The organism is Gloeomargarita sp., from assembly GCF_053491055.1.
On record NZ_JBRCEP010000030.1, the window covers coordinates 1 to 15072 of the forward strand.

The 15072-nt window shown below is 56.4% G+C and carries 15 protein-coding genes; 2 read left to right on the forward strand and 13 right to left on the reverse strand.

Going from position 1 to position 15072, the window contains the following annotated elements:
* The first annotated feature begins 84 nt into the window (after window positions 1-84).
* Window positions 85-423: a hypothetical protein gene (locus tag ACWISF_RS03300; RefSeq protein ID WP_448380167.1), complete on the forward strand. Its 339-nt coding sequence runs from the start codon at window positions 85-87 to the stop codon at window positions 421-423.
* Window positions 424-768: 345 nt separating this feature from the next.
* Here the strand turns inward: ACWISF_RS03300 and ACWISF_RS03305 are convergent, their stop codons facing one another.
* The 7 genes from ACWISF_RS03305 to ACWISF_RS03335 all read right to left on the reverse strand — a co-directional run bounded on the left by ACWISF_RS03305 (window position 769) and on the right by ACWISF_RS03335 (window position 6846).
* Complete coding sequence (locus tag ACWISF_RS03305) at window positions 769-2166, reverse strand: cytochrome c biogenesis protein (RefSeq protein ID WP_448380168.1); 1398 nt, start codon at window positions 2164-2166, stop codon at window positions 769-771.
* 46 nt (window positions 2167-2212) lie between these two features.
* Entirely contained in the window at window positions 2213-2689 is a 477-nt protein-coding gene (gene tsaE, locus ACWISF_RS03310; RefSeq protein WP_448380169.1) for a tRNA (adenosine(37)-N6)-threonylcarbamoyltransferase complex ATPase subunit type 1 TsaE, read from the reverse strand.
* Window positions 2680-4002 (reverse strand): gluconeogenesis factor YvcK family protein, encoded by a 1323-nt coding sequence (locus tag ACWISF_RS03315; protein ID WP_448380170.1) that lies wholly within the window; start codon window positions 4000-4002, stop codon window positions 2680-2682. Before ACWISF_RS03315 ends, tsaE begins: the two co-directional genes overlap by 10 nt.
* 8 nt (window positions 4003-4010) lie before the next feature.
* A complete protein-coding gene (gene cobO, locus ACWISF_RS03320; RefSeq protein WP_448380181.1) occupies window positions 4011-4658 on the reverse strand; it encodes a cob(I)yrinic acid a,c-diamide adenosyltransferase in 648 nt (215 codons plus the stop codon).
* Window positions 4612-5370, reverse strand: a complete 759-nt coding sequence (gene tsf / locus ACWISF_RS03325) for a translation elongation factor Ts (protein WP_448380171.1) — start codon at window positions 5368-5370, stop codon at window positions 4612-4614. Before tsf ends, cobO begins: the two co-directional genes overlap by 47 nt.
* Before the next feature lie 36 nt (window positions 5371-5406).
* On the reverse strand, window positions 5407-6201 hold the full coding sequence (gene rpsB, locus ACWISF_RS03330) for a 30S ribosomal protein S2 (protein WP_448380172.1): 795 nt from the start codon (window positions 6199-6201) through the stop codon (window positions 5407-5409).
* Window positions 6202-6306: 105 nt separating this feature from the next.
* Window positions 6307-6846, reverse strand: coding sequence for a hypothetical protein (locus ACWISF_RS03335; protein WP_448380173.1), 540 nt, complete (start codon window positions 6844-6846; stop codon window positions 6307-6309).
* Window positions 6847-6950: 104 nt separating this feature from the next.
* Between ACWISF_RS03335 and ACWISF_RS03340 the strand changes: the two genes are divergently transcribed.
* Complete coding sequence (locus ACWISF_RS03340) at window positions 6951-7370, forward strand: J domain-containing protein (protein WP_448380174.1); 420 nt, start codon at window positions 6951-6953, stop codon at window positions 7368-7370.
* A 249-nt stretch (window positions 7371-7619) separates the two neighbouring features.
* On the opposite strand, the gene ACWISF_RS03345 is transcribed toward ACWISF_RS03340, so the two are convergent.
* From ACWISF_RS03345 to ffh, 6 genes are all read right to left on the reverse strand, one after another.
* A complete protein-coding gene (locus ACWISF_RS03345; protein WP_448380175.1) occupies window positions 7620-9026 on the reverse strand; it encodes a flotillin family protein in 1407 nt (468 codons plus the stop codon).
* A gap of 54 nt (window positions 9027-9080) precedes the next feature.
* Window positions 9081-10289: an NAD(P)/FAD-dependent oxidoreductase gene (locus ACWISF_RS03350; protein WP_448380176.1), complete on the reverse strand. Its 1209-nt coding sequence runs from the start codon at window positions 10287-10289 to the stop codon at window positions 9081-9083.
* Window positions 10290-10361: 72 nt separating this feature from the next.
* Complete coding sequence (locus tag ACWISF_RS03355) at window positions 10362-10976, reverse strand: cytochrome c oxidase subunit 3 (RefSeq protein WP_448380177.1); 615 nt, start codon at window positions 10974-10976, stop codon at window positions 10362-10364.
* Between the two features lie 12 nt (window positions 10977-10988).
* Entirely contained in the window at window positions 10989-12647 is a 1659-nt protein-coding gene (gene ctaD / locus ACWISF_RS03360) for a cytochrome c oxidase subunit I (RefSeq protein ID WP_448380178.1), read from the reverse strand.
* Window positions 12648-12665: 18 nt separating this feature from the next.
* A complete protein-coding gene (locus ACWISF_RS03365; protein WP_448380179.1) occupies window positions 12666-13553 on the reverse strand; it encodes a cytochrome c oxidase subunit II in 888 nt (295 codons plus the stop codon).
* Window positions 13554-13688: 135 nt separating this feature from the next.
* Window positions 13689-15072 (reverse strand): signal recognition particle protein (gene ffh / locus ACWISF_RS03370; protein WP_448380180.1); only part of this gene is annotated, 1384 nt, incomplete at its 5' end.

The window sequence follows — 15072 nt, forward strand, 5'->3', positions numbered from 1 at the left end:
AAAGGTTAAATGATTCCGTGATTCTCGCAAACGGTTGAATACCCATTCCTAGAATAAAATCAAACCGAGACACGAGGGTCGGCCATGCAAGGGCAACTGGAGTTACAGCTCGAACAATTGAGCCGCAAGGTCGAAGCCTTAGAGGCATTAATCGAACGCTTCCGGTTGGAACTTTTGCAGTCCCTGGAATTGGTACACGCCTCGGCGCACCCTGCCCCCCAGAGTGGCTATTTGGGCAGTATGTCGGAGCATCGGGATATTTTGGTGGAATCGCTCCCCCAGTCCAACCATCTCCAGGATGGTCAGGATTTGCCGCCGGAGATGCAAATTCAGCGGTTGATGGCGCAATTAACAGCAGCCTACAGCCGGATTGCTACTCTGGAAGAGCAACTGGTCGCCTGCCGGATGCACCAAAATCGTTGAGTGTTCTGGTGAGAATGTAGAAAGCGGCAAACATCCTCGCCAAGGCTAGGCTAGTTTGCATGAATTGTGGACGTTGCTGAATCGAAATTGGGATTATCAAAACGCCGACGACACCAGAGATTTCATCAGTTATCAAGGCGAATTGCATATCTCTTGGCGGCAACCCTGAATTGGGCAATCCTGTAAGAATCGAGTTTCAACGAGGGTTCCCTCATTTTTATAGCTAGGTAGGTTAAGGTTGTCGCCTGAAGATTCATGGCTACGCCATTGTGGGGCTACGCCCAGCGACCCATAGCATGTCAACCTTTGTATGCTTATTTATTTCATGATTTAAGGGGCTGCAGCCTAAACCTTGGTTGCTGCTGATAATTGTTGTAATTGTTGCATCATATCGCCAAATTCCCGTGCAAAACTGACCTGCGCTCGATTGGTTTTGCCCCCGACATAGAGCTGGTTATCAATCTGTAAACCCCAAATTTGACTGTGAGAAATATAGCTGAGGAAAACCCCCACCATCAAACCGGCAAAGCCTGCATACACAATGGGGACACCCGGATCGGCTTTAATTTGTAACCCCGTACTCCCAATAATTTCTGTCACTACTAAATTCACATTGCCAAGTGGCACAGACATACCCACCCGACCCGTAGTCAGTAGTTTTCCCTGCTGGTCATAGAGCAAAAATAGGCCTTGTAAATCGGGAATCACCAGGGAGACCCCCTCGCTTAAATCGGGTTTGAGCGGCAACCAAGTTCCCCAGAGACGGCGGCCATTTTCGGCGGTAAAAGGGGCAACGGGCAGCTCCAAAATCGGACTTTGGTTGAACCGCAAACGCACCCCGTGAATTCCCCAACTGGTTTGATAAAAAGTCAAACCCCGCCAGCGCAAGGGTGCATTTACATGAATGGTTTGGCGAATGAGTTCTTCCCCATTCGCATTCAGCACACCCAAATCGGTGTAGAACTGGTCAATGTCACCACTAGGGGTGTAATCAATCCAAAACCGATGCACCCGCCCTTGCACCTGGGGCAATTGCCGCACCCAGGCCCCCGCCTGAACCACCCGCTGGAGCCGAAAATCCTGACCGCTGGGCACCATTTCCTGCACCACAAAACCCGTGAGCGACCCCACCAAACCACCGAGCAAGATTAACACCAAACTGGCATGGACAACAATTGGCCCCACCTTGCCCGCCAACCCTTTGCGGGCATAAAGTTTGTCGTTTTCCAGGGCGACCCAATAGCCTTTTTGGCGCAATACAACAGCCAATTGGGCAATAGAAACATCAGGGCAAACTTGACTAAAATTCAAGCGCAAAATTGGCTCTGGGCGTACCTGATAATGCCAACGATGGGCAACCCGTAAAGCAGGCCACTGCCGCAGGGAAGTACAGGCCATCAAACTGGCCCCAAACAAAATTAATAAACTCAAATACCACCAGGTTTGATATACATGGTCGAGGCCCAGTTGCGTGATGATACGCCAAGTTAAAAAGCCAAACAACGCCGGGTGTTCTGGGTAATTTTTTTGATAAAATTCCGGCGACTCCCCCTGCGCGATGACCGTACCGGCCACACTCGCCAGGGCAATGGCAAGCAGCAACGCAATCGCCAGGCGCAAATCAGCTACGACCTGCACCAAACTCCGCCACCACAGGCTGAGGGCGCGTTTTGGCGTTTGCCACCACCCAGGGGTCAGAAGCGGTGCAAGGGCATAGCCAGGTTTGGAGTTGTCAGAATTCATGGGAAACGGTAAAACAAATGAGCTGGAAACAACCGCAATTCCCATGCTAGGGCAAGGGGTGGCCTGCCTGCCCAAAATGCCATCCGGCCAGCCAGCTTTGGGCTGCCGTCCCTTGGGCCGTAAGTTGCACCCGCCGCCCGACACCCAACCATTCCCACGCCAGATGCACGTAGGTCGCTGGCCACGTCGGCAACCGCTCCGGCCATTCAATCGCCACAATGCCGGGGGGAAACTCCTGCCAATAGATTTCCGGGTGGAGTTGGGCAACTTCCGCCGGGGTCAAACGGTACAAATCCAGGTGGTACAGGGGGATGCGCCCTTCGGGATACTCCTGAACCAAGGTAAAGGTGGGACTGGTCACCGGTTCCATAATCCCCAACCCCAAAGCAATTCCCTGCACCAGCGTCGTTTTGCCGCTGCCTAAATCCCCTTGCAACAAAAGCGTCGCACCAGGGGGCAAGATGGCAGCCAGGGCCTGCCCCAAAGCCACCGTTGCCGCCGCATCGGGCAAATCTACCACCACGCCTGCACCCGCCGATACCACCGCATCAGGACATGCGCCAACCGTTGGGAATCGTGTTGCACCCGCAAGCGTTCGGGGTCTTCCTGGATCACATCCGCCAGCAGCAGCCGATACCCCATTTTCAGCACCGTCTCCCGGTCCAATTCCACAAACGCCGCCCCCACCTGGGCATAGTGCTGCAGCGCCTGGGGCGAAGGCGGATACTTTTGCACCAACACCACGTCAAAAATGCGTTGCCCCGTTACCCGCTCAATCGCCCGCAGGTGGTCCGACACCCGATAGCCCTCCGTTTCCCCCGGCTCGGTCATGGCATTGCAAATGTAAATCCGGGGAACCCTCGCCCGGGCAATCGCCTCGGTAATCTCCGGCACCAACAGGTTGGGAATCACACTGGTATAGAGGCTGCCCGGCCCCACCAAAATCAAATCCGCTTCCGCAATCGCCTCAATCGCCCTGGGTAGGGCCGGGGGATTGGGAGGGGTACAGCCAATACGGACAATTTGCCCCCTGGCCTTGGGAATTTGTGATTCCCCCTCGATCCGCCGCCCATCGGCCAAATCCGCCCACAAATGCACATCCGCCATCGTCGCCGGTAACACCTGCCCCCGCACCGCCAACACCCGCGAACTGGCTGCAATCGCCTGTTCCAAATTGCCCGTAATGGCGGTCAACGCCGTCAGGTACAAATTCCCAAAACTGTGGCCGCTGAGGCCCTCTCCCGCCTCAAACCGATACTGAAACAACTCGGTAAGCAGTTGCTCTTCCCGCGCCAGCGCCGCCAGACAGTTGCGAATATCCCCCGGCGGCAGTACCCCCACCTCCCGCCGCAACCGCCCCGACGACCCGCCATCATCGGCCACCGTGACAATCGCCGTGATATTGCTGCTGTAGTGCTTTAGCCCCCGCAGCAGCCGAGACAACCCCGTGCCACCTCCCAGCGCCACAATTTTCGGCCCCCGGTCGCGCTGCCGTTGGGCAATGATCACATCCACCAGCGCCTGATCCCCGGCCGGACGCAGCACCTCGGTCAAACTGCCGACCGAACGGGTCTGGCTCCAAATAATCAACCCAATTCCCGTGAGAATCGCCAAAGGCCCGGAAATATGGCTGGGAATGATTGCAGCCAACGTGCGCAAGAAACCCTCCACCAGCTGCAACAAACTGTTGACCGGCGTCAGCCGCAGGGAAATGGACAACCCCAACACCACCAACACCGTCCCGATAAACGTCACCACCAACCAGCGTTTGACCAACAACCCTGGCCGCAACCACTTCAGCCATTGCCGCCAACGGGACGGGGCGCCTTTACCCATACCTCCCCCTAATACTCAATCCCCGCCTGCGCCCGAATCCCCTGGGAGCGAAAGGGATGCTTCCGCAGGGTCATTTCCGTCACCAAATCCGCCACCTCAAGCAACGCCGGGGGCGCACCCCGCCCCGTCAACACCACATGCGTCTGGGGCGGTTTGGCAGCCAAATCCCGCAACACCCGGTCCACCGCCAAATAACCCAACTTCAGCGCCACATTCACCTCATCCAACACCGTGAGGTAATAGTCGGGATTGTGCAGATAACGACAGGCTACCGCCCACGCCTGTTCCGCACACTGCCGGTCCCGCTCCCGGTCTTGGGTCTCCCAGGTAAACCCCTCCCCCAGGGCGTGCCAAACCAACTGGTCCGACCAATGCGCCAACACCCGCCGCTCCGCCGGACACCAGGCCCCCTTCATAAACTGCACCACCGCCACCCGATACCCGTGCCCCAGGGAACGCAACACCATCCCCAAGGCCGCCGTGGTTTTGCCCTTGCCCTCCCCCGTATATACAATAACCAACCCCTTTTCCCGGCACTGGGCCAGGTATTCCGCTTGCGCCCGCTGGCGTTGCTGCATCTTCTGACGGTACTGCTCCGGGGTAAGCACCCTACTTTTTCTTGGTGCGGGACTTGCTGGCTTTGGAGGACTCCCCAGCCGGTTCTGCTGCCGCTGCCTCTGCGGGTGGTTCACCGACGGGCGACTCCGCAACCGGCTCTGAGGTGGTCGGCGCCGTGGCCGTTTCCGTCGCCGACGCAGGGGGCGCCAACTCTTCCCCCAACCGATAGCGGGTAAAGCGCCGCACCCGGATATTTTCCCCCACCTTGGCAATCGTCTGCTTGATCAAATCCCCCACCGTCATATTCGGGTCCTTGATGTAGGGCTGATCCAACAAACACCGCTCCTTAAACAACTTCTCCAGACGACCTTGGACAATTTTTTCCCGCACCGCTTCCGGCTTTTTGGCCAGGTCCTCCCGACCCATCTCAATCGCCCGTTCCCGCTCCCTGACCGCCGCCGGAATTTCACTCATATCCACATACTCCACATTTTCCGTCGCGGCAATTTGCAGGGCGATATTGTGCGCCAGATTCCGAAAATCCTCGCCCCTGGCCACAAAATCCGTTTCGCAGTTAATTTCCAACAACACCCCCAGCTTGCCGCCTGTATGGATGTAGCTGTAAATTAACCCCTCCATCGTGCTGCGACCGGCCTTTTTCTCCGCCGAAGCGAGACCTTTTTGCCGCAAAAACTCGATGGCCTTTTCCAAGTCACCCCCCGTCTGCTCCAGGGCTTTTTTACAGTCCAACATCCCCGCGCCGGTTTTTTCCCGGAGGGTTTTGACCAATTGGGCGGAAACTTCGGCCATAACTACTCCTGCGTGACTGCCCCTATTGTAGCCTCTTCAGGATTCCGATTCGTCGGGGATGTCTTCCTCCTCCTCTTCCGGGAGCAATTCCTCGCTCTCGGCGACCACTGGCTCTATCTCCTCTTCCTCCTCCAGGTCGCTCCCTTCGGCCTGCCCATGTTTGCCCTCACAAATGGCATCCACCAAATAACCCAGAATCAGCTTAATCGAACGAATCGCATCGTCATTGGCAGGAATCGGTACGTCCACTACATCCGGGTCACAGTTGGTATCCAGGAGGGAAACAATGGGAATATTCAATTTCAAACATTCTTGCACCGCATTGTATTCCCGTTTCTGGTCAATGATCACCACCACATCCGGCAGCCGCCGCATCATCTTGATACCCCCCAGGTACTTACGCAGCCGCTCCAGTTCCCGCCGCAAGGTGGCCGCTTCCTTTTTGGGCAACCGGTCAAATGCGCCTGTTTCCTCCCGCCGCTCCAGTTCCTTGAGCCGTTCCACCCGCGATTTGATGGTCGTCCAGTTGGTGAGCATCCCCCCCAACCAGCGCTGGTTCACGTAGTAGGCATCGCAGCGCATCGCCTCTTGCGCCACAATGCCCGCCGCCTGCCGTTTGGTCCCCACAAACAAAAACTTCTTGTTGGCCTCCGCCGCCCGGCGCATATACTCGTAGGCTTCGTTGAGCAAACTGGCCGTCTGCACCAGATCAATAATATGCACCCCGTTGCGTTCGGCGTAAATGTAGGGAGCCATTTTGGGGTTCCAGCGGCGCGCCTGGTGCCCAAAATGCACCCCCGCTTCCAACAGTTGGGCAAGGGAAATAGCCATAACCACTCCTACGGGTTCAGACCATCTGGTTGGGTTCGGCACGAACACCCGTAGCGGCCAGATGGGTACTAACGAAACAAACAGTTTTCTATGGTAGCAAAAAAATCACACCGGGTCACCATCGGGAACCGGGTCGGGCTGGTCATCGGCGGGTTTGCGCGAGGTGGCACTGGCATAGGTCACCACCGGCAACCCTGCCCCTTGCAGGCCGTGGCGAATGCGCTGGGGGCTACTCGGCCAGAGGATGAACAGGGGATAGATGCGCTCTGCCCCTTCGTTATATACCTGGCGGTGGTGGGGGGGCATGACCCATTCGTAGGGTTGGCCGAGGATGATTTGGGTCTGCCGCCAGCGTTGCAGGAGTTGGGAAAAGTCTTCCCCCTGCCGGTGGATAAACACCAAAATTTCTTGGTTGGTCTTCACCCGCCAAGTGGGGTCGCAAGGGAGCAGGGCCAATTCACAGGGTAATTGCACCAACTGGCCTTGCTGCCGCACCAGGGGCAACACGACGGTAATCAGGCTCTCTTCCTGGCGGCGCATACTGGGGAGCAGTTCCAGGTAGGAACGGTAGCATTTCAGCAGGGCCATCGCTCCTTTGATTTGGCTGCTCTCGGCCAGCAATTCTTCGTATTCAGGTGTGGTCATGGGTTCCCCCGCTGGCAGTTGTCTCTTCTATATTGACCCACACCTACCCCTGGGATGCAATAGATTAGAAAACGAGTGCGTCAAGGTGATGTGTGGCAATGCCGATGGTGGGTGTGTCCAAACCAACCTACTACGAAATTCTGGGAGTGTCGCGTTTTGCGGATGGGGAGACTATTCGCCGGGCCTACCGGGAATTGAGTAAACGCTATCACCCCGATACCACCCGTTTGCCGCTGGCGGTGGCTCAGGAAAAGTTCCATCAAATCAATACGGCCTACACCGTGCTGATTTCCCCCCAGCAACGGGCAATCTACGACCAACAGTTGTGGCAAAGCACCCTGCCGCCCCGGCCAACCCTACCCCGCCACCAACCTCCGAGGTCCGCCGCCTCTCTCGACCCGACAGACCGCCCGCTGTCAGCGGGGGAATTGTTCGCCCTGCTGCTTTTGGGGGCAACGTTTGTGGTCTGTCTGCTGCTGGTGGTGGCCCTGGGATTGGCGCGGTCTGGCAGTTTGCACACGTGACATACTCCCGTCTCATGGCTACGCCACGCTTTGCTAACGTCCTACAGACAGAGAGCGGGCTTCAATACGCTTCCTTGGGGAGCTTCTGCAAGAACCCTCTGCGTATTGCAGACACAGGATGTCCCACCGCGTAGCCATACCAGATTCCGGCAACGCCGTTTTGTATGGCCAACCCTATTCTACTACGTGGGGGTGGCTGTATCCCGGTACCGTGCGGGGCTTATCCACCCCTACACCCCTGCGAGCTAACTAAACCGCCGCGGCTGCGCCAGAAGACGGGTTGTTCGGCGTTGTCGCCGCAGGCTGGGTTGGATCGGCCGTTTGTAGGGTCGCGGTAAGCGTCAGCCCCAAGGTTTGCTCTGCTTGGTGCAAAAACTGCTGAATCATTTCCGGGTAGGCGCGCATCAAGGCCGCCAACGCCCGGCCACTGCCGCTGTCGATCACATGCACCTGTCCTAAGTGCAACTTCTGCGGCACTTGCGCTGCGGTGGCCAACAAGGTTTCCAATTGCTGCAGCAACAAAATGGCACCGGCCTCCTGACCGTACGTTTGCCAGAGTTCATTGAGCAGCTCCGTGACCACCGCGGTCGCGCGCGCATCCGCCGCCAAGGGCGCCGCTTCCCCCCGCGCCAACAACTCCTGCGCCTGCCGTTGCGCCTGGGCTGGTAACACCACATCCGCCTCCAGACGCAACCGTTCCAACTCCGCCCGCACCGCCTGCAACTCCTGTTCGGCCCGCGCCCGCGCCTCCTGCGCCATTGCCTCTGTGCGTTCCTCCTCGGACCGCGCCTGCAATTCCAACTCCGCCTGCATTTTGCGGAGTGCGTTTTCCTTTTGTTGAATCGCCGCCTGAGCTTCCTTTTGCGCAACTTCCGCCAAGCGCCGACTCTCAGCCTCTGCCGATTCCGCTTCCCGTTGGGCGTTCGATTCAGCAATTTGGGCATCCCGAATCATATTGGCAATTTGTCGCCGCCCAATGGAATTGAGATAATCCACTTCATCGGAAACACTTTGAATTTTCAGCGTATCCAATTGCAACCCCAATTTCGACAAATCCCGCTCCACGTATCGGGAAATCCGGTCAGCAAATTCCAGGCGGTCCTCGTTCACCTGCTCTGGGGTCAAAGTCGCCACCACCCCCCGCAAATTTCCTTCCAGCGTTTCCCTGGCAACCCGCGCAATCTCTTCCCGTTTGCGCCCCAAAAACCGCTCAATGGCATTCCCGACAATCGCCGGGTCACTTGAGACTTTGATATTGGCAATCGCTTGGATTTGCAGGGGAATGCCACCGGCAGAATAGGCATTTTTTACCTCCACCTGCACGGGCATCGTCGTCAAATCCATGCGCTCCACACTTTCGAGAATGGGAATGCGGATCGCCGCCCCGCCAAACACCACCCGATACCCCACCTTTTGCCCACTCCTGAGCCGGTGTTCCCTCCCGGAAAAAATTAGGATTTCATTGGGATTGCAAATATAAATAATCTGGCTCAAAATCGCCAGAATCACGACGATAATAAACAAAACCACAAAGGCCAGGGTAAGTACCTGCACCAGGCCATTCCCAGGGATAGTTCCGTCCGTTTGCGCCAAAACCGGCAGCGAGAGCGTCAGACCCAGGGTACTCAATCCCAGCAGCCATGGGAATCGGGTCATCGTGGTGGCCTCCTTCGGTAGGTTCAGCGTAGCATACGCCGGTAGGGACCCCCCTCAAACAACAGGGGGCGGACTGGCCGTCCAGCGGGTCACCCAATCCAGCCAAGGCGTTATCATCCAATGCCACCCCACCTGCAACCGATGCTTGAGCGTGGGCAATCGCCACAAATACACCAACCGCCGCACCACGTAGGCCAAAGGCCCCTGCAATTGCACCCCCAACCCCGACAACGCCGCATCCTCCGTCCCCAAAGTCAGCATTTCCCCCAGGTGAACATACCTAAACGGCAACAGGGAACGCCCCGTAATCAAGGCCCACAGGTTCCAGGCAGCATAGTCTGCCTGCTGAAATGCCGCTTGGGCGGTGCGGGGAATCGCCTGCCCATCCGCATCCACACAGGCCGCCACATCCCCCAAGGCCAACACCTGCGGATAATCCGGCAATTGCAATGTCGGACGCACGACCACCCGCCCCTGGTCATCGTGGGATGTGGGTAAGGCGCGAACCCACGCCGGCGTACAGGTGCCCGCCGTCCAGACCACCACATCCACCGGCAGCACATCCAACTGGTCCTTGTAATTCAGCGTGATGCTCTGCGCCGTAATTTCCGTTACCGTCGTCGCCAAATTCAGCCAGACCCGCCGCCGTTCCAGCGCCTTTTGGGCCGTTTCGCGAGCAAAGGGAGAAAAGGTTTTGAGAATTTCCATGCCCCGGTCCACCAGGCGCACCCGTCCCCGATTGCCCAATTGGTCCGCCAGTTTGCAGGCCAGTTCAATCCCACTCGGCCCCGCCCCCACAATCACCACCCGCACCACGCCCGTCCCGGTCAGCAACAGCCGCAGCCGTTCCCGCAGCCGTTCGGCATCCGCCAGCGTCCGAAATTCGTAAGCATACTCCCGCAGCCCCGGAATCGGTGGCCGTTGCGTTTCACCCCCGACCGCCAGCACCAGGTAATCCCCCGTGAGGCTCTCGCCCCCCATATCCACCCGTCGCTGGGCCAAATCCACCCCCCGCACCTGGGCCTGCTGAAACCGCACCGGCGTCTCCGCCAACAATTCCTCATAAGGGGGCGCCACCTCCCAACTTTGCATCTCCCCCGTAATCAATTCGTACAGCAGCGGCGAAAACAAAAAATGCCGTTCATTACTGAGCAAAACAATATCAGGGCGATTGGCCGCCGTCCAGGGAAACTGGCAGAGATTCAGCGCCGTATAAAGCCCCCCAAATCCCCCCCCAACAATCACAATCCGGCTGCTGCTCATAGATGCACCCTGAACTAGGGCCATCTTAGCATTTCCCTCCCCAGACCGTGTGGCAGCAATTCCCCACCCGTATCAATTCACCACAGCCAGGATATAAATCAACACAAACAACATAACCCAAATAATATCCACAAAGTGCCAGTAAATCTCTGCCATAGCCACCCCCACATGCTTTTGGGCTGTGTAATGCCCCGGTATTCGCGAACGCCACAACACCCCCAAAATCAACACAATTCCCACCAACACGTGCAACCCGTGAAACCCGGTCATGACATAGAAACAATTGGCAAAGACATTCGTGGTCAACCCATAGCCCAAGGTGGCATATTCATAGACTTGTCCCGCCAAAAAAATCGCCCCCATCAAAGCCGTAAGCGCATACCATTTTCGCAAGCCAGCCACATTCCCCTTTTTGATTGCCACATCGCCATAGTGAATCACAAAACTACTGGAAACCAGAATCAGGGTGTTGATGGCAGGGAGCAACAACTCCACCTCCGTATCTTCCGGCGGCCATTGGGGAAACTCCCCCCGAAAAACCAAAAAGACCGCAAACAACGCCCCAAACATCAACGATTCCGACACCAAAAAAGTCAGCAACCCAAATACCCGGTAATCGTGGTGGGCGTGGTCGTCCGCAACCCCTGCCCCTGTCGGCAACAACTCCGGCGTCGGTGCTGTCGTCATCGCGCAACCCTCCTAAGAACCAGATGTGGTCACAGCCGCTTTCCCCTGCCCGGCCCGACCGTAGTCATAGGGGCCATGGGTCACTACGGGCAAATGATGCCAATTTTCAATAATCGGCGGGGAAGCCGTTGTCCATTCCAAGGTCAATGCCCGCCAGGGATTGTCACCGGCTTTTTCACCCCACCGCCAACTCCAAATCACATTCACCAAAAAAGGAATCACCGAAAACGCCAGCACAAACGCCCCGATCGTGCAAATTTGGTTGATTTGGGTAAATTGGGGGTCGTACATTGCCACCCGCCGGGGCATCCCCTGCGTCCCCAAAATGTGCATGGGTAAAAACGTTAAATTCGCCCCAATCAACGTCAACACAAAATGAATCTTCCCCAGACGTTCATTCAGCATCCGACCCGTCATTTTCGGGAACCAATGGTAAATGCCCGCATACAACCCAAACACCGAACCACCAAACAACACATAGTGGAAATGGGCCACCACATAGTAGGTATCGTGCATATGGACATCCACCGGCGCTGTGCCCAGCGTCACCCCACTCAAGCCCCCAATCACAAACATAATCAGCAGCCCCAGGGCAAACAACATGGCACTGGTATAGCGGATTTTACCGCCCCACAACGTTGCCATCCAACTGAAAATTTTCACCCCTGTTGGCACCGCCACAATCAACGTCGAAACCGTAAAAAACATCCGCATCCACGGGGGCGTGCCGCTGGTAAACATATGGTGTACCCACACAAACAAACCCACCATGCAAATTACCAAACTCGAACCCACAATGGCCTTATAACCAAAGATGGGTTTGCGGCTATGTACCGGAATGACCTCCGACATGATCCCAAAAATGGGCAAAATCATCAAATACACCGCCGGGTGAGAATAAAACCAGAATAAATGCTGGTAAATAATCACATTGCCGCCCGCGTCGGGTTTGAAAAAGGACGTGCCGAAATTAATATCAAACAACAGCAAAATTAAGCCAACGGCCAGCACAGGCGTCGAGAGCAAAGCCAGAATTGAGGTCGCCAGCATCGCCCAACAAAACAGCGGCATCTTGTCCCAGGGCATACTCGGCACCCGCATTTTGACCATCGTGACGATAAAATTCACCGACCCCAAAATCGAAGAAGTCCCCGCCAAAATGATGCTCAAACACCACATGGACTGGGCCGTATTGGCCGTGATCAAGCTCAAGGGGGGATAGGCCGTCCAACCGGACTGCGCCCCCCCAAACAAAAAACTGCCCAGCAACAACAAACCCGCCGGGGGTAACATCCAAAAGGCCAGCGCATTTAAGCGGGGAAACGCCATATCCCGCGCCCCGATCATCAAAGGCACCAGAAAATTGCCAAACCCACCAATCGCCGCCGGGACAACCCAACCAAAAATCATAATGGTGCCGTGATTGGTTAGCAGAGCATTGTATAAATTCGGGTCGAGCAGGTCTGCATCCGGGGTGTAAAGTTCCGTCCGCATCACCACCGCCATCAACCCACCAATCAAATAAAACACAAATGAAAATACCAAATACTGGATGCCAATGACTTTGTGATCCACGTTGAACGTGAAATAGTCATACCACTTCCAGGGAGCGGGATGCTGCTCCTGACCGATAGGGTATTCACCGGAAACGGGAATCTGCGCCTGTGCCATATCCTTCCTCCCTTCGAGTTAATTCATCTGGTCTGTCTGCACGGCAACTGCCTCAGATAAATCCGAATTTTGGGCCACTTGATTGGCCGCTAACCACTGTTCGTATTCCTCCTGGGTGTGAACGTACACCTGTGTCCGCATTGCCCCATGATAAGCGCCACACAATTCCGCACAGACGATGGGGTACGCTCCAACTTTGGTCGCCGTAAACCGCAATTCCGTAGTATGGCCGGGGATCGCATCCTGTTTGAGGCGAAACTGGGGTACCCAAAACGAGTGAATCACATCGGCAGCTTTAATGTTCAATTGCACCGTTTTGTTCACCGGAATATGCAATTCCCCCGACACAATTCCCTCAGGATAATTAAAAATCCAGGCGTATTGCATCCCGGTTACGGTGACCGTCACATCCGCCGGTTCCGTCCCGCCTAATCCGTATTTGGCCTGAGATTCCGGGGCCTCTGCGTCCCTGCCATGGCTGACCAATTGGGTGTGGTGGTGCCTGTGATGACTCATCAGTAAATGGTTGCCCCCCCCACCACCTGTGGCAAACCCGCCCATTTGCGCAAATACCTGCACACTGTAAACCCCCAGAAAAATCACGATCACCGCCGGAACCAATGTCCAATAGGCCTCTAGGGCAAAACTCCCCTCCAGCGGTATGCCATCCCCCTCATCCCCAGGACGTTGGCGAAAATATATGGCAAAAAACAGCACCGTCCCCGCTACCAGCAAAAACAAGGCAACGGCAATCATAAACATGAGGTTAAAAAAGTTATCCACCAGAGGCGCCTGTGCCGAGGCTTGCTCAGGGAAAAAAATGTTTTGTCGGCCTGCCCACAGGGCAATAAGGGTCACCACAACCCCAACGGTGAGGGTCCAAATGGAGGCAGGTATTTGTTTCATTGCTGTTGCGCAGTTAGTAACGATGAACCCGGAAAGCGGGTCACGCCCTTCCCCAGGTATTACTGGTTGTAGCACAGGGGTTTGTCGGAGCCGGGCGAATCTCTAGGTATTTTTAAGATTGTCCGGGAGGGGCCGCTAGAGTTGCCCAAACCCCTTGCGTTTTTTGGCTGGTTGTTTCCGGCGGGCGGCGCGCCCGGTTCCCATCCCCGCTAGGTTGGGTAGCCCCCCAAGACTCATCCGCTGCATGAGGGTACGCATCTGCTGGAAATCCTGCACCAGTTTTTGCACCTCTGCTTCCGTATGGCCCGACCCTTTGGCAATCCGGCGACGCCGAGAAGGGCTACTGGCCAAAAGATCGGGTTGTTGGCGCTCGGTCGGGGTCATGGAATTGATCATGGCCTCTGCCCGTTTTAATTGCTTTTCCGCCTGTTGCAACTGCTCGGCTTTGAGGTGGTGCATCCCAGGGAGCAATTTCATAAACCCCGCCAGGGAACCCATATTTTTTAACAACCGCAACTGCTGCAAAAAATCATTGAAATCAAATTGCGCCTGGAGGATTTTTTCCTGCATCCTTTGGGCATCGGCCAAATCCACCGCTTCCTGGGCTTTTTCCACCAAAGTCAGCACGTCCCCCATCCCCAAAATCCGGGAGGCCATGCGCTCAGGATAAAAGGGTTGCAGGGCTTCGACTTTTTCCCCCGTGCCGATGAATTTGATGGGTTGGCCGGAAACCTGGCGCACCGATAGGGCAGCGCCGCCGCGGGCATCCCCATCCATCTTGGTCAAAATGGCGCCCGTGATGCCGATTTGCTCGTGGAACGTGCGGGTCAGGTTGGCCGCCTCCTGGCCGGTCATGGCATCCACCACCAGCAGGACTTCCTGGGGCTGAATTGCAGCCTTGATCTGCGCCAATTCCGCCATCATGGCCTGGTCAATCTGCAGGCGGCCTGCCGTATCCACAATCACCCAGTCGTAGCCGGCGGTGCGGGCGTGGGCCACCCCTGCTTCCGCAATCGTTACCGGATTGACCTCTGTTCCCAGGGCAAACACCGGCACATCAATCTGCCGCCCCAGGGTCTGCAGTTGCTCGATAGCCGCCGGGCGGTAAATATCCGTCGCCACCAGCAGGGGTTTTTTATCCTGTTTTTTTAAGTACAAAGCCAGTTTGGCAGCGGCAGTGGTTTTGCCGGTCCCTTGCAGACCGGCCATGAGAATGATGGTGGGGGGACTGGGGGCTTCTACCAGAGGCGCCGCTTCCGTCCCCATGACCTGCACCAATTCGTCATAAACCACCTTGATAAATTGCTGGTCAGGGCGCACCCCGGCTAAGACTTCTTTGCCGATGGCCCGCCGTTCCACCTCCTGGATGAATTCCCGCACGACCTGCACATTCACATCCGCATCCAGCAGGGCGCGGCGGACGACTTTCAGGGCTTCTTGAATGTTGCTGGGGGTAAGTTTGTCCTGGCCACGCAGTTTCTTCCAGGCGGCCTCAAACTGTTCAGCAAGGGCTTCAAAC

What these genes read in the sequence shown, in the direction of transcription:
- ACWISF_RS03305 (WP_448380168.1), bottom strand. Translation starts at nt 2,166, where the DNA reads ATGAATTCTGACAACTCCAAACCTGGCTATGCCCTTGCACCGCTTCTG.
- rpsB (WP_448380172.1), bottom strand. Translation starts at nt 6,201, where the DNA reads ATGGCTATTTCCCTTGCCCAACTGTTGGAAGCGGGGGTGCATTTTGGG.
- ACWISF_RS03355 (WP_448380177.1), bottom strand. Translation starts at nt 10,976, where the DNA reads ATGACGACAGCACCGACGCCGGAGTTGTTGCCGACAGGGGCAGGGGTT.
- ACWISF_RS03335 (WP_448380173.1), bottom strand. Translation starts at nt 6,846, where the DNA reads ATGACCACACCTGAATACGAAGAATTGCTGGCCGAGAGCAGCCAAATC.
- ACWISF_RS03340 (WP_448380174.1), top strand. Translation starts at nt 6,951, where the DNA reads ATGGTGGGTGTGTCCAAACCAACCTACTACGAAATTCTGGGAGTGTCG.
- ctaD (WP_448380178.1), bottom strand. Translation starts at nt 12,647, where the DNA reads ATGGCACAGGCGCAGATTCCCGTTTCCGGTGAATACCCTATCGGTCAG.
- ACWISF_RS03365 (WP_448380179.1), bottom strand. Translation starts at nt 13,553, where the DNA reads ATGAAACAAATACCTGCCTCCATTTGGACCCTCACCGTTGGGGTTGTG.
- ACWISF_RS03345 (WP_448380175.1), bottom strand. Translation starts at nt 9,026, where the DNA reads ATGACCCGATTCCCATGGCTGCTGGGATTGAGTACCCTGGGTCTGACG.
- ACWISF_RS03315 (WP_448380170.1), bottom strand. Translation starts at nt 4,002, where the DNA reads ATGGGTAAAGGCGCCCCGTCCCGTTGGCGGCAATGGCTGAAGTGGTTG.
- ACWISF_RS03350 (WP_448380176.1), bottom strand. Translation starts at nt 10,289, where the DNA reads ATGAGCAGCAGCCGGATTGTGATTGTTGGGGGGGGATTTGGGGGGCTT.
- ACWISF_RS03300 (WP_448380167.1), top strand. Translation starts at nt 85, where the DNA reads ATGCAAGGGCAACTGGAGTTACAGCTCGAACAATTGAGCCGCAAGGTC.
- tsf (WP_448380171.1), bottom strand. Translation starts at nt 5,370, where the DNA reads ATGGCCGAAGTTTCCGCCCAATTGGTCAAAACCCTCCGGGAAAAAACC.